Raw genomic sequence first — 13,974 nt, 5'->3', positions numbered from 1 at the left:
CCCCAGACGCTCCCCTCCCCCCAGGGCGGCGAAGCGCAGCGACCGCCACCCCTTGCGCCCACACCCCCCGGGCCGCGCGCAGCGCCACATCCCGCAGGCTCCCGGCCCCTTCTCCCGCTCCCCAGAGCCCTGCGCCATCCACCAGACCCCGCAGCCCGCCTCTTCCTCTTCCCCCTCCCCGGCAGGGGGTTGCCGCTGATGTCAAGGCCGCACCGCGGCCGCCATCAGCGGCAACCCCCTGTCCCACTATTCCACTGTGACGCTCTTGGCCAGATTGCGCGGCTGATCGACATCGAGGCCGCGATGGGCGGCGATGTGATAGCTGAGCAGCTGCATCGGGATCACCGTCAGCAGGGGACTGAGCAGCTCATCCACCTCGGGCAGCGGAAGCAGCAGATCGAACAGCTGTTCGGTGTCCGGGCAGGCGGGAGCCACCCCCAGCAGCTGGGCGTCCCGGGCCTTGGCCTCCTGGGCATTGGAGAGCACCTTGTCGAACACCGATCCCGGCACCGCGATCGAGACCACCGGAACGCGCGCATCAAGCAGGGCGATCGGGCCATGCTTCATCTCGCCGGCGGGATACCCCTCGGCATGGATGTAGCTGATCTCCTTGAGTTTGAGAGCCCCCTCCATCGCGATCGGATAGTTGATGCCACGTCCCAGGAAGATCACGTCCTGGGTATCAGCGAACAGGTGGGCCAGTTCGGCGCAGCGGCGGTCGTGGTCCTCCACCAGCGCCGTGAGCAGGGCCGGCAGCGCCCGCAGCTGCTCGACCAGCGCCTGCAACCGTGCCGGTTCCGGCCCACCGGACACATGGCCGCGCCGCTCGGCGAAGGCGATCGCCAGCCCATAGAAAGCGAGGAGCTGCCCCAGGAAGGTCTTGGTGGCGGCCACCCCCACTTCGATGCCGGCGCCGATATCAAGGATGTGGGGTACCAGGCGCCCCAGCGAACTCTCAGGCCGGTTGGTGATTCCCAGCAGTCGAGGCGCGTAGGCGGGGTCGGCCATCAGCTGGCGCCGCTCCTGTTCCATCGCCAGGGCCGCCAGGGTGTCGGCCGTCTCCCCGGACTGGGTGACACCGATGGTGAGCATGTGCGGCACCAGCGGCGGCGGTGCGTAGCGGAACTCGCTGGCGTAGTGCACCGAGGTCGGCAGGCCCGCCAGCTGCTCCAGCAGGTAGGCACCCACCTGGGCGGCGTGGCGGCTGGTGCCGCAGGCCAGGATCTGGATGCGTTCCACGCCGTCGTAGAGGGAGTCCTCGAGCGGCAGGGCCACCAGCGACAGCCCCTCCGCCGAGGGCATCGACCCGGAGCCTCCAGCCGGCAGATGGCGCGCCACCCAGAGCGCCGCCGTCTCCGGCTGCTCATGGATCTCCTTGAGCATGAAGTGGCGGAAGCTGCGCTTGTCGGCGACGTGCTCGGTGCCGCTCAGCAGGCTAGGGGCGCGCATCACCCGCCGTCGCGCCTCGTCGTAGAGCTCGATGCCGAGGGGCGTCAGCAGCGCCGTCTCACCGTCCTCCAGGGGCAGGATCGTGCGCGTGAAGCCGGCCAGAGCGGGGGTGTCGCTGGCGCAGAGAAACTCGCCTTCGCCCAGGCCGATCAGCAGCGGCGCCTGACGGCGGGCCACCACCAGCACCCCTGGCACCTCCGCCCACACCACCGCCAGGGCATAGGCACCATGCAGGCGCGGCAACACGTCCTGCACGGCCTGATGCAGCCGCAAAGGGTCGGGAGGAGTGCCGTCCCGGCCCAGTTCCTTCAGCCGTCGGGCGATCAGATGGGGGATGACCTCGGTGTCGGTCTCGGAGCGGAACACCACCCCCTCGGCCTGCAGCTCCTCGCGCAGGGTTCGATGGTTCTCGATGATGCCGTTCTGCACCACCGCCAGCCGGCCGCTGCCATCGAGGTGGGGGTGGGCGTTGCGCTCCTCCGGCTTGCCGTGGGTGGCCCAGCGGGTATGCCCGATGCCGCACTGCCCCGAAGCGCCCTGCTCATCGAAGCGCGCCGTGAGATTGACCAGCTTGCCCTCGGCCTTGAGGCAGTGCAGACCGGCCGCGTCGACGGTGGCGATGCCGGCCGAGTCGTAACCGCGGTATTCCAGCTGCCGCAGACCCTCCAACAGCAGGGGAGCCGCCTCGCGGGAGCCGATCAGGGCAACGATGCCGCACATAGGAAGGCGTCTTGCGGAGGGGAGCCCAAAAAAAGCCCGGCGGGGCCGGGCCTGAGCTTATGGGCAGAAGGTGAGGCGGCAACGGCTTGTCCTGAACGAAGCCGCAGCCACCATTGCCGCAAAGAATTGTGGTGGGGTCAGTAAGACAGGCCCATCGAACGGCTCGTCTCGTCGCCGAGATAGACGCGGATGCTGAGGAAGTCGGTGGGGCAGGCGGTCTCGCAGCGCTTGCAGCCGACGCAATCCTCGGTACGGGGGGAGGAGGCGATCTGTCCGGCCTTGCAGCCATCCCAGGGCACCATCTCGAGGACATCAAGGGGGCAGGCGCGCACGCACTGGGTGCAGCCGATGCAGGTGTCGTAGATCTTGACAGCGTGGGACATGGGCCTCGGGGCGTGTTCTCTGCGGTTGAGGAAGCGTTGAGCTTTGGAGCGGAGGGGCCGGAGCGGACGCGTGGGAAACGCTGATGCGCGACCTGCGGTGCGGGGATGACTGCTTCCAGGAGAATCTGGAAACCAGACGTGCACAGGCGCCGACGGACGTACGGCGTGGCGCTCACCGTACCCAAGGTCTCCGGCGGGGCCGCACAGGGCGCCACACCCCGTCACCCTTGTTCACAGCCCCGGGGGAGGCCGACAGGGCGACCCGTAGGATGCGGCCTCTCACACAGCGGCCATGTCCCAGGAAGCGATCTACGAGAAAGTGCGCTCGATCGTTGCCGAGCAGCTCAGCGTCGATGCCGGCGAGGTGAAGCCCGAGTCCAACTTCCAGAATGATCTGGGCGCCGACTCGCTCGACACCGTTGAGCTGGTGATGGCCCTGGAAGAGGCCTTCGACATCGAGATCCCCGACGAAGCCGCCGAAGGCATCGCCACCGTGGGCGATGCCGTCAAGTACATCCAGGACAAGCAGGCCTGAGGCGTCCATGGTGGAGGGACTCCGCCGCGTCGTCGTCACCGGCCTGGGCGCGGTCACACCGATCGGCAACGACGTCGCCGCGTACTGGGACGGATTGAGCAAGGGGAGCAACGGCGTCGGCCCGATCACCCTGTTCGATGCCTCGCGTCACGCCTGCCGCTTCGCAGCTGAGGTCAAGGGCTTCGATCCATCCGGCTGGCTGGAACCGAAGGAGGCCAAGCGCTGGGACCGCTTCTGCCAGTTCGGCGTCGTGGCCGCCAAGCAGGCCGTGGCCGCTGCCGGCCTGACCATTGATGAGAGCAACCAGGGCCGTGTCGGGGTGTCGATCGGCTCCGGCGTCGGCGGCCTGCTGATGATGGAGACGCAGGCACACGTGCTGGCGGACCGCGGCCCGGACCGCGTCAGCCCGTTCTGCGTGCCGATGATGATCCCCAACATGGCCACCGGCCTTGCGGCGATCGCCCTGGGGGCCAAGGGGCCGAGCAGCGCCGTGGCCACCGCCTGCGCCGCAGGCTCCAACGCCATCGGGGATGCCTACCGCCAGATCCAGCTCGGCCTGGCCGATGCCATGGTCTGCGGGGGCGCCGAATCAGCGATCACTCCTCTGGGAGTGGCTGGGTTCGCCAGTGCCAAGGCCCTGTCGTTCCGCAACGATGATCCAGCCACGGCCTCACGACCGTTCGACGCGGAACGAAATGGCTTCGTGATCGGCGAAGGGGCCGGTGTCCTGGTGCTCGAGGCCCTGGAGCACGCCCAGGCGCGCGGCGCCACCATCCTGGCTGAGGTTGTGGGCTACGGCACCACCTGCGACGCCCATCACATCACCGCGCCGGCCCCCGGCGGCAGCGGCGGCGCTGAGGCGATCCGTCTGGCACTGGTGGACGCCCGCCTGGCAGCGGAAGCGGTCGACTACATCAACGCCCACGGCACCAGCACCCAGGCCAACGACAGCAACGAGACCGCCGCCATCAAGACGGCCCTCGGCGAGCACGCCTACCGGATCCCGGTGAGCTCCACCAAGTCGATGACGGGACACCTGCTGGGCGGCAGCGGTGGCATCGAGGCCGTGGCCTCGGTGCTGGCGATCACCCACAACCTGGTGCCACCTACGATCAACTACAGCAATCCCGATCCCGCCTGTGATCTGGATGTCGTTCCCAACGAGGCCCGCGAGCACAACGTGAACGTGGTGCTCTCCAACTCCTTCGGGTTCGGCGGCCACAATGTCTGCCTCGCCTTCCGCCGGATGTCCTGACCGGATCATCGATCCGGAGCGGCCCGCGCCAGCAGGCCCCAGCCCGAGCGCTCTCCCCTACCCCTTACGCCAAGCCCCCAGCCATGGTCGTCGCCCCCACCACCTCCGTCGAAAGTCTGTGCATCAACAGCATCCGCTTCCTGGCGGTCGACGCGATCAACAAGTCGAACTCCGGCCACCCGGGTCTGCCGATGGGCTGTGCCCCCATGGCCTTCGCCCTGTGGGACAAGGTGCTGCGCCACAACCCGCACAATCCGAAGTGGTTCAACCGCGACCGCTTCGTGCTGTCGGCCGGCCATGGCTGCATGCTGCTCTATGCACTGCTCCACCTCACCGGCTACGACTCGGTGACGATGGAGGACATCAAGCAGTTCCGCCAGTGGGGCTCGCGCACCCCCGGTCACCCCGAAACGTTTGAAACTCCCGGTGTTGAGGTGACCACCGGCCCCCTGGGGCAGGGCATCTCCAACGCCGTCGGCCTGGCGATCGCCGAAGCCCATCTGGCGGCGAAGTTCAACCGCCCCGGCCACACCCTCGTCGATCACTACACCTACGTGCTGATGGGTGACGGCTGCAACCAGGAGGGCGTCTCCAGCGAAGCCGCCTCCCTGGCCGGCCACCTGGGCCTGGGCAAGCTGCTCGCCCTGTACGACGACAACCACATCACCATTGACGGCAACACCGCCGTCTCCTTCACCGAAGACGTCCTCAAGCGCTACGAAGCCTACGGCTGGCACGTGCAGCACGTCGCCGACGGCAACCATGACGTTGAGGGCATCCGCAAGGCCATCGAGGCCGCCAAGGCCGTCACTGACAAGCCCAGCCTCATCAAGGTCACCACCACCATTGGCTACGGCTCGCCCAACAAGGCCAACACGGCCGGCGTCCACGGGGCCGCTCTCGGTGCCGACGAAGCCGAGCTCACCCGCAAGCAGCTGGAGTGGAGCTACGGCGAATTCGAGGTGCCCCAGGAGGCCTACGACCACTGGCGTCAGGCGATCAGCCGCGGCGAGGCAGCCGAAGGGCAATGGAACGAAGCCCTGGCGGCCTATCGCAGCGCCTACCCCACCGAATCCGCCGAATTCGAGCGGATGCTGCGAGGCGAGCTGCCCCAGGGCTGGGATTCAACCCTGCCCAGTTTCACCTCCGCCGATAAGGGCAAGGCGACCCGCCAGCACTCCTACGACGCGCTCAACGCCTTCGGTCCGAAGCTTCCTGAGCTGATCGGCGGCTCCGCCGACCTCACCCACTCCAACCTCACCGACATCAAGGGTGAAGCCAGCTTCCAGAAGGGGGGTGAAGCCAATCGCTACCTGCACTTCGGGGTGCGCGAGCACGCCATGGCGGCCATCATGAATGGCATCGCCTACCACGGCAGCGGCCTGATCCCCTACGGCGGCACCTTCGCCGTGTTCGCGGGCTACATGGTGGGCGCCATGCGCCTGTCGGCTCTGAGCGAACTGGGCGCCATCTACGTGCTCACCCACGATTCGATCGGTCTCGGCGAAGACGGCCCCACCCACCAGCCGATCGAGACGCTGGCCAGCCTGCGTGCGATCCCCAACATGCTGGTGATCCGCCCCGGTGACGGCAACGAGACCATGGGCGCCTACAAGGTGGCCGTCACCAACCGCAAGCGGCCGACGGTGCTGATCCTCAGCCGCCAGGCGATGGCCAACCAGGACAACTCCAGCGCCGAAGCCGTGGCCAAGGGTGGCTACATCCTCGAAGATTCCAACGGCACGCCTGATCTGATCCTGATCGGCACCGGCACCGAGCTGGAGCTCTGCACCAAGGCTGCCGCCCAGCTGCGCGCTGACGGCAGTAACGTGCGCGTCGTCTCCATGCCCTGCGTCGAGCTGTTCGAGGAGCAGGACGCCGCCTACCGCGAGAGCGTGCTGCCCGCAGCCTGCCGCAAGCGGGTGGTGGTCGAAGCCTCCAGCAGTTTCGGCTGGCACAAGTACACCGGCTTCGAAGGCGCCACCGTCTCGATCGACCGCTTCGGCGCCTCGGCTCCTGGGCCGCTGTGCATGGAGAAGTTCGGCTTCACCGTCGACAACGTGGTCGCCACTGCGAAGGGGCTGGGCTGATCCAGACGGACGATCCCTGAGATATGTTCAAAGCCCCGCCGTCCGGCGGGGCTTTTTATTGACCTCATGCCACCTGCCTAACCTCACTGGAGATCGACAGTGATCTCCGTGCCCATGTCGCAAAAATAGCGACTGGAGTAGAGGTCATCGACAACGTGAGCCGATGAGGCGCAGCCAAACCGGACAAAACAATGTTGACCCGAGAGAGCATCTCTCAGATCAACATTACGACTGGATCCACCTGTGATCTGCGTTGGATCAGGCCCTTCAACCCGCTGCTGCGCTGGACTTCTGAGCCTTGAGCACCTCTTCCAGCCCCTCCAGATCCTTGTCGGTGATCTTGGTCTGCATCGGGCAGTGCTTGGGACCGCACATCGAGCAGAACTCAGCCTGCTTGTAGATGTCGGCAGGCAGGGTCTCGTCGTGGTACTCGCGGGCCCGCTCGGGATCGAGCGACAGATCGAACTGCTTGTTCCAGTCGAAGGCGTAACGGGCGCGGCTCAGCTCATCGTCGCGGTCGCGGGCGCCGGGGCGATGGCGGGCGATATCGGCAGCGTGGGCGGCGATCTTGTAAGCGATCAGACCATTGCGCACATCCTCGGGGTTGGGCAGACCCAGGTGCTCCTTGGGCGTCACGTAGCAGAGCATCGCCGTGCCGTACCAGCCGGCCATCGCCGCGCCGATGGCGCTGGTGATGTGGTCGTAACCGGGGGCGATGTCGGTGACCAGGGGGCCGAGCACATAGAAGGGAGCCTCGCTGCACTCCTCCATCTGCTTGCGCACGTTGAACTCGATCTGATCCATCGGCACGTGGCCGGGACCTTCCACCATCACCTGCACGTCATACTTCCAGGCACGACGGGTGAGTTCACCCAGCGTCTTCAGTTCGGCCAGCTGCGCCTCATCGGAGGCGTCATGCAGGCAGCCGGGCCGCAGTGAATCCCCCAGCGAGAAGCTGCAGTCGTAGCGCTTGAAGATCTCGCAGATGTCGTCGAAGCGGGTGTAAAGCGGATTCTGCTTGTGGTGATGCAGCATCCACTGGGCCAGGATGCCGCCGCCGCGGCTGACGATGCCGGTGAGACGGCCCTTCACCTTGGGCAGATGCTCGATCAGAAGGCCGGCATGGATCGTCTGGTAGTCAACGCCCTGCTGGCAGTGCTTCTCGATGATGTGCAGGAAATCATCTTCCGAGAGCTTCTCGATCGAGCCATGCACGCTCTCGAGGGCCTGATACACGGGCACCGTGCCGATCGGCACCGGCGAGGCATTGATGATCGCCGTGCGCACCTCGTCGAGGTTGACGCCACCGGTGGAGAGATCCATCACCGTGTCGGCGCCATATTTCACCGCCAGCTCGAGCTTCTTCAGCTCTTCGCTGACATCACTGGCGTTGGGCGAGGCGCCGATGTTGGCGTTCACCTTGCAGCTGCTGGCGATGCCGATGGCCATCGGCTCCAGGTTGGCGTGGTTGATGTTGGCGGGGATGATCATCCGGCCCCGTGCCACCTCCTCCATCACCAGCGATTCGGGCAGGTTCTCCCGCTTCGCCACATGGGCCATCTCCTCGGTCACCACACCCTGCCGGGCGTAGTGGAGCTGGGTCACATTCGCTTGGCCACGGCGTTTCTCGATCCAGGCGCTGCGCATGACGGTCAGTGGCGGAAGAACAGTTGCGGCGGCGGCGTGCCGGGCTGAGCCGTGGCAGCACCGTCCTGGCCCCGCTGCATGGGCCCCGGCCAGGGGTGGACCGGAGAAACAGCGGTGGGATGTGGCCTGAGTTCGTCCAGCACTTCCCTGCGCCGGCATGACCCGGATCAGGTTCGGAGGGTGTGATCTCAGCCCGGTCGGCCATCGCGATGGAAGCGACTGCCGGGCACCCCTAGTGGCTTCGGAAACCTAGCAAGGCCGAAACGGGAGAGGCTGCATCGCGGCCCGATGCCATTGCGGCCGCCGACGCGTCCGCCACCTTCGATGGTCGTCCTGGCAATCCTGCCGACGGAAGCAGCGGGGCGCGTCCTCGATGCAGCGCCGTCCTGCCTGCCTCACTGTCCCCCTGGCCCGCTGCAGCGCTGCACCGCCTGACGAACGCTCCGGTACAGCACGGGGGCGCGTCGGCAGGCCCCCATCCGAGCTGGCGGCTGTCCCCGCCCTGGACTGGATTCAGCCCTGCAGACCGTTGAGCGCGGCAGCCACCACCCGATGGTCCGGATCGGACTGCAGCGGCGCCAACCGCTCCCGCGCCTGAGCCGCCAGATCCGGTTCCGCCTCGCGCACGAGCCTGCCGAGGATCTCGGCCCCGCCCACGCGCACCGTGCCGTCGGCATCCGCCAGGGCCAGTCCCGCCAGGTCCAGCAACCAGACCAGCGGGATCTCGGGCTGCTCCGCCAGGGCCGAGAGCACGCTGCAGCGCACCAGCCACTGTGCATCGTCGGCGAAGGCCTGCCGCAGCAAGGGCCAGCTGCGCTCCACGCCGTAGCTGGCCAGGGCATTGGCCGCCTCCGCCCTCACATTGGCGTCCTCGTCGTGCTGCAGGGCCCGCTCCAGGGCCTGCCAGCCGGCCTCGCTGCGCTTCACCCCCAGCCCTGCGCAGGCCAGCGAACGCACCATGAAGGCGCTCTGCTCCAGGCCCAGCAGCAGCAGCGGCGTCGCCTGCTCCGCGCTCACCTCGCGCAGACCCGCCAGAGCGGGCATGGCCCGGGAGGGATCACCGCTGGCGATCGCCTCACGGCGCGCGGCCAGATCGGCGGGCTCGGGAGCGGAACCGTTGGGGTGATCCGGATCAGAGGGAGGCATGGATTCCGGCGGCGGAGGGAGAAACGGGCGGGAGGGCAGCCGGAGGGCGCAGGGCCAGTGCGGAAGGGTACCGGTGGCGCAAGGACCCGCGGTGGCGTTCCGGATGGAGGCCCCGGGCTGCCGGCGGGGATCGGCACAGCGGCGTGCTGCCTGCCTCAGTCTGGATCGGCAGGATCCGGCAGCTCGAGCGGCCCCGGGTTTGCGGGCACTCCAGGCCAGAACAACGACGCCAACTGTGGAAGCCCCTCAGCCCGGCCCATCCGCATCGCGCAGGGCACGCAGCAGCTCGCGGCGGCGCTGGCGGCGGCGGTGCCAGCTGGTGGCCAGCAGGCCGATGCCGATGCCCAGGGCCGGCAGCGCCTGAACGCGGTCGCTGGCGGGGCGGTGCAGCAGGGCCACCAGCGCCAGCAGGATCAGCAGCGGCGACGACAGCGCCAACAGCGCCCGGCGCCGGGAGGCCGGGCCCATCGCCGGCGGCGGCGCCTGGGGAGCCCCGGGTACAGCGGCAGGCCGGATCACAGCTCGGGGGACCAGCGCAGCAGGCTGAGCGTGAGCAGTTTCACCCCCACCGCCAGGCAGTCCTCGTCGGGAGTGAAGGTGTTGCTGTGCAGCGGCGTGCAGCCCTGGGCCCCCGCCACCCCGAGCCGGAACATCGTGCCGCGGGTGCCCTCCAGCAGCTCGGCGAAATCCTCCGCCCCCAGCGAGGGCTGCTCCAGCCACTGCACCCGCTCGCGGCCCAGCAGCTCCACCGCCGCCTCGGCCACCAGGGCCGTCAGGGCCGGATCGTTATGCACCGGCGGCGAGATCGTGCGGTAGTGCACGCGCGCCTCCCCGCCATGGCCGCGGCAGAGGGCCTGCACCGTCTCCTCGATCCAGCCGGGCAGCTGGGCATGCAGCTCCAGGTCGAGGCAGCGCACCGTGCCGAGCAGGCGCACGTGGTCGGCGATCACGTTGAAGGCCTTGCCCCCCTCGATCCGGCCGAAGCTCACCACCACCGGATGCAGGGCATCGAGACGGCGGCTGATCGCCTCCTGCAGGCCGCTGACCACCCGGGCGGCGATCCAGATCGCATCGGTGCTCTGGTGCGGGCGGGCACCGTGGCCGCTCTCGCCCAGCACCTCGATCTCGATCTCGCCCGCTGCGGCCGTGAGGCTGCCGCTGCGCACCCCGACGCTCCCCACCGCCAGGCTGGGGAACACATGCACGCCGAACAGGGCCTGCACCCCATCCATCGCCCCATCAGCCTTCATCCAGCCCGCCCCCTGGGCCGTCTCCTCAGCCGGCTGGAAGAGCAAGCGCACCCGGCTGCGGAGCTGATCGGACACCGCAGCCAGCAGCTTCGCCACCCCGAGCCCCACCGCCGTGTGGATGTCATGGCCGCAGGCATGCATCAGCCCCTGACGGCTGGAGGCGTAGTCGAGCTCGGTGCGCTCCTCGATCGGCAGTGCATCCATGTCCACCCGCAGGGCCACCAGCGGGGCCGGCATGCCATCGGGCCGCTGGATCGGACCCAGTTCGGCCACCACGCCCGTGCGGCCGACACCTTCGCGCACCTGCCAGCCGCAGCTCCGCAGCTCGCCGGCCACCAGCGCGGCAGTCTGCTGCTCATGGCCGCTCAGCTCCGGATGCTGATGCAGGTGGCGCCTGAGCAGCAGCAGCTCCGGCAGAACCTCGGCGAGCACAGGCTCCAGGCCCAGCTGCTGCCACGACAACGGCGGCGATGGGAGTGTGACCTGGCTGGCGGGAACGAACACGGGAAGGACCTCAGCTGTCCAGATGCAGGAATTGCTCGAGCGCCGCCACGGGCCGGGGCGGCCAGCGCCGGATCTGCAGCAGCCATTCTTCCTGGCGGTAGCGCGGATCGAGACCGGCGGCGGCGGCCCAGTGGCTTTCGGCCTCGCCGGAGGCGCCCCGCTGCCAGAGCAGGGCGGTGAGGCCGGCACGGGCGTCGGCGAACAGGGGATAGCGGCGAATGAGGGAGCGCAGCTCCCGTTCCGCCTCCTCGAGATCGCCCAGCTGAAACGCTGCCAGGGCGGCACTGGAGCGGGCCATCGCAAAGCCCGGCCGGGCGGCGGCTGCCGCCTCGAAGCTGGTGCGGGCCGCCTGCCAGTCGCCCAGGGAGCCCCGCACATTACCCAGGTTGTACAGAGCGGAGGCGTCGGCGGGATCGCGCTCCAGAATCCAGTCGTAGTCCGCCGCCGCGTCCTGCCAGCGGCCCAGCGCCTCCTCGGCGGTGCCGCGGTTGAGATGGGGATCGGGATTGGCGGGATCCAGCGTCATCGCCCGCTCCTGATCAGCGATCGCTCCTTCGGGATCCCCCAGGGCCAGGCGCACGTTGCCGCGGTTGCTCCAGGCCGGTGCATCGTCGGGGGCGATCTCCAGCACCTGATCCCACAGGGGCAGGGCTTCGGCGAAGCGGCCGTCGCGGCTGTCGGCCAGGGCCCGCTCGAACAGAGCAGGCACGGACGGCGAAGCGCCGCCCGGGGAGACAGGCACACCTTCCTGTCCTCCGGGAGTCACGGCTGCAGCGATGAGCGGCAGCGATCGCTCTACCCCCAGGGCCAGCGATGGGCGGGCGACAGGGAGCGCCAGCGCGGTCGGCGGAAAGGCACCGAGGCCGCCGAACAGCAACCCGATCAGCCCCAGCACGACAACCACCCTGCGAAACAGGGGACTCAGCCCGGCATGGCGCCGAGGCCCCGTGGGCAGGGAATGGAGCCAGGGCTGCCGGCGAGTCACGGGATGGAACGCTGCACGAGGGGCCCGAAATGGCTGCCTGCGACAGGGATGACACGCGGGAGGCAGACCAATCCGGGCGCTCTCAGAGACGGAAACGCTACGGAGAGCGGCACCCCGGCGTGAGCGCTCATGCGGCACCCAGCGCCTCAGGGCCGCCCCCGCTCTCGAGGTGGGCGCGACCGGCGTCGGTGAGCACCCGTCCCCGCGGCGTGCGCTGCAGGAAGCCCAGCTGCAGCAGAAAGGGCTCGATCACGGTCTCGAGGGTGGTGGGGTCCTCCCCCAGCCCCGCCGCCAGGGTCTCCAGACCCACCGGACCGCCGCCATGGGCCCGGGCAAGCAGGTTGAGCAGGCGCCGGTCGCAGGCATCGAGACCGCGGCCGTCGACGCGATGCAACTGCAGGGCCTCCTCCACCAGCGCCGCCGGAATGCGCGCGTGACCCCGCACCGCCGCCACGTCGCGGACGCGGCGCAGCAACCGGTTGGCGATGCGCGGAGTGCCCCGGCAGCGGCGCGCCACCTCAAGCGCCGCACCGGGCTCCAGCGGCAGCTGCAACAGGCCGGCGGCCCGCTCGACGATCGCCCGCAGGTCGTCGAGGCCGTAGAACTCCAGCCGCTGCACCAGCCCGAACCGATCGCGCAGCGGCGAGCTGAGCGATCCGGCGCGGGTGGTGGCGCCCACCAGCGTGAAGGGCGGCAGCGGCAGCGTGCGGGTACGGGCCGTGGTGCCCTTGCCGACGGTGAGATCGAGGCGGAAGTCTTCCATCGCCGGATAGAGCAGCTCCTCGGCCACCCGGTTGAGGCGGTGGATCTCATCGATGAACAGCACCTCGCGGGGCTGCAGGTTCACCAGCAGACCGACGATGTCGCGCGGGCGCTCAAGGGCGGGGGCACTGGTGATGCGGCAGCGCACCCCCAGCTCCTCGGCCAGCACGAGGGCCATCGTCGTCTTGCCCAGGCCCGGCGGGCCATGCAGCAGCACGTGGTCAAGCGCCTCGCCGCGGCCACGGGTGGCCTCCACCGCGATCGCCAGCACCTGCTTGAGCTCGCTCTGGCCGATGTAATCGTCGAGGCGGCGGGGACGGAGGGTGTCTTCGCGGGGGCTGTCCTCGCGGGGGGCGTCCTCCCGCTGACCGGCCGGCAGGTCTGCCATCGCCTCGGCGGTCCCATCAGGGAGCAAGGCAGCCGGACCATCCGGTGGGTCCAACGCCTCGCCGACGCGGGGATCGAGGAGCGGATCGCGGCCCGGTGGCGGTGGCCCTGCAGAGCCGCGACCGACAGCGCCGCGGCGGCGCGACGGCACGGAACCCGGCTGGGAGGAGACGATCGCCATGGCCAGCAGGGTACCGGGACTGCCCAGCCGCACCGCGGCCCGGGCGGGGGTGCGGCCGATCCGTGACCACTAGGGTCGGGGGACGCAGCGGAGCACAGGCAGGCGATGGCGAAGGGACCGGGCCGCAGGGGTGGCGGCGGCAAGGCGCAGGACCCGGCCCACCGCCTGCTGGCGGACAACCGCTTCGCGCGCCATCAGTACGAGATCCTCGAGACGCTCGAATGCGGCATCGAGCTGCTGGGCACGGAGGTGAAGTCGATCCGGGCCGGCCAGTGCAACCTGCGCGACGGCTTCTGCCTGATCCGCAATGGCGAGCTGCAGCTGCACAACGTGCACATCTCGCCCCACAGCCACGCCGGTCGCTTCTTCAATCACGAGCCGCTGCGGGTGCGCAGATTGCTCGCCCACCGCAAGGAGATCGACAAGCTGCGCGTCGCCCTCGAGCAGAAGGGCCTCACCCTGATCCCCCTCAACGTGCATCTCAAGGGCTCCTGGATCAAGGTGACCCTGGGCCTGGGCAAGGGCCGCAAGCTGCACGACAAGCGCCACGAGGAGAAGCGCAAGACCGAGGCGAAGGAAGCCCGCGCCGCGATCGCTCGCTACTGAGCGGGCAGCGACATGCCCGGGCTCAGCCCTGCACGCCCGCGCTCGGAGGCCGGAGGCTGCCAAGCCGTACCGCC

The 13,974-nt window shown here is 69.1% G+C and carries 12 protein-coding genes and 1 riboswitch; of the genes, 4 read left to right on the top strand and 8 right to left on the bottom strand.

Annotated elements, in window-relative coordinates; all coding sequences use genetic code 11:
* Positions 1-246 precede the first annotated feature (246 nt).
* Both glmS and psaC read right to left on the bottom strand, forming a co-directional pair.
* Positions 247-2,169 carry a glutamine--fructose-6-phosphate transaminase (isomerizing) gene (glmS, locus tag H8F25_RS12985; RefSeq protein ID WP_197210771.1) on the bottom strand — a complete coding sequence of 641 codons (1,923 nt, stop codon included), beginning with the start codon at positions 2,167-2,169 and terminating at the stop codon, positions 247-249.
* 137 nt (positions 2,170-2,306) lie between these two features.
* Positions 2,307-2,552, bottom strand: coding sequence for a photosystem I iron-sulfur center protein PsaC (psaC, locus tag H8F25_RS12980; protein ID WP_006042515.1), 246 nt, complete (start codon positions 2,550-2,552; stop codon positions 2,307-2,309).
* 292 nt (positions 2,553-2,844) lie between these two features.
* Here psaC and acpP point away from each other — a divergent pair, with 292 nt between their 5' ends.
* The 3 genes from acpP to tkt all read left to right on the top strand — a co-directional run bounded on the left by acpP (position 2,845) and on the right by tkt (position 6,432).
* A complete protein-coding gene (acpP, locus tag H8F25_RS12975) occupies positions 2,845-3,087 on the top strand; it encodes an acyl carrier protein (protein WP_197210770.1) in 243 nt (80 codons plus the stop codon).
* A 7-nt stretch (positions 3,088-3,094) separates the two neighbouring features.
* Complete coding sequence (fabF, locus tag H8F25_RS12970; protein WP_197210769.1) at positions 3,095-4,342, top strand: beta-ketoacyl-ACP synthase II; 1,248 nt, start codon at positions 3,095-3,097, stop codon at positions 4,340-4,342.
* Positions 4,343-4,425: 83 nt separating this feature from the next.
* A complete protein-coding gene (gene tkt / locus H8F25_RS12965; protein ID WP_197210768.1) occupies positions 4,426-6,432 on the top strand; it encodes a transketolase in 2,007 nt (668 codons plus the stop codon).
* Positions 6,433-6,699: 267 nt separating this feature from the next.
* Here the strand turns inward: tkt and thiC are convergent, their stop codons facing one another.
* From thiC to ruvB, 6 genes are all read right to left on the bottom strand, one after another.
* Positions 6,700-8,079 carry a phosphomethylpyrimidine synthase ThiC gene (thiC, locus tag H8F25_RS12960; RefSeq protein ID WP_197210767.1) on the bottom strand — a complete coding sequence of 460 codons (1,380 nt, stop codon included), beginning with the start codon at positions 8,077-8,079 and terminating at the stop codon, positions 6,700-6,702.
* Positions 8,080-8,206: 127 nt separating this feature from the next.
* Positions 8,207-8,323, bottom strand: a riboswitch (TPP riboswitch).
* A 269-nt stretch (positions 8,324-8,592) separates the two neighbouring features.
* On the bottom strand, positions 8,593-9,225 hold the full coding sequence (locus H8F25_RS12955; protein ID WP_197210766.1) for a HEAT repeat domain-containing protein: 633 nt from the start codon (positions 9,223-9,225) through the stop codon (positions 8,593-8,595).
* 246 nt (positions 9,226-9,471) lie between these two features.
* Positions 9,472-9,693 carry a DUF3188 domain-containing protein gene (locus tag H8F25_RS12950; protein ID WP_197210765.1) on the bottom strand — a complete coding sequence of 74 codons (222 nt, stop codon included), beginning with the start codon at positions 9,691-9,693 and terminating at the stop codon, positions 9,472-9,474.
* Between the two features lie 47 nt (positions 9,694-9,740).
* Positions 9,741-10,937, bottom strand: a complete 1,197-nt coding sequence (locus tag H8F25_RS12945; protein WP_231597376.1) for an amidohydrolase — start codon at positions 10,935-10,937, stop codon at positions 9,741-9,743.
* 52 nt (positions 10,938-10,989) lie between these two features.
* On the bottom strand, positions 10,990-11,721 hold the full coding sequence (locus tag H8F25_RS12940) for a tetratricopeptide repeat protein (protein ID WP_231597375.1): 732 nt from the start codon (positions 11,719-11,721) through the stop codon (positions 10,990-10,992).
* A 370-nt stretch (positions 11,722-12,091) separates the two neighbouring features.
* A complete protein-coding gene (gene ruvB / locus H8F25_RS12935; RefSeq protein ID WP_370525743.1) occupies positions 12,092-13,294 on the bottom strand; it encodes a Holliday junction branch migration DNA helicase RuvB in 1,203 nt (400 codons plus the stop codon).
* Positions 13,295-13,399: 105 nt separating this feature from the next.
* On the opposite strand from ruvB, the gene smpB reads away from it, so the two are divergent.
* Positions 13,400-13,900 (top strand): SsrA-binding protein SmpB, encoded by a 501-nt coding sequence (gene smpB / locus H8F25_RS12930; protein WP_197210764.1) that lies wholly within the window; start codon positions 13,400-13,402, stop codon positions 13,898-13,900.
* The last annotated feature ends 74 nt before the right edge of the window (positions 13,901-13,974 follow it).

The organism is Synechococcus sp. CBW1004 (assembly GCF_015840715.1).
Taxonomy (GTDB): domain Bacteria; phylum Cyanobacteriota; class Cyanobacteriia; order PCC-6307; family Cyanobiaceae; genus Cyanobium.
Note: the sequence above shows the minus strand (reverse complement) of the source record. Positions and strands in the feature narration are given on the sequence as shown.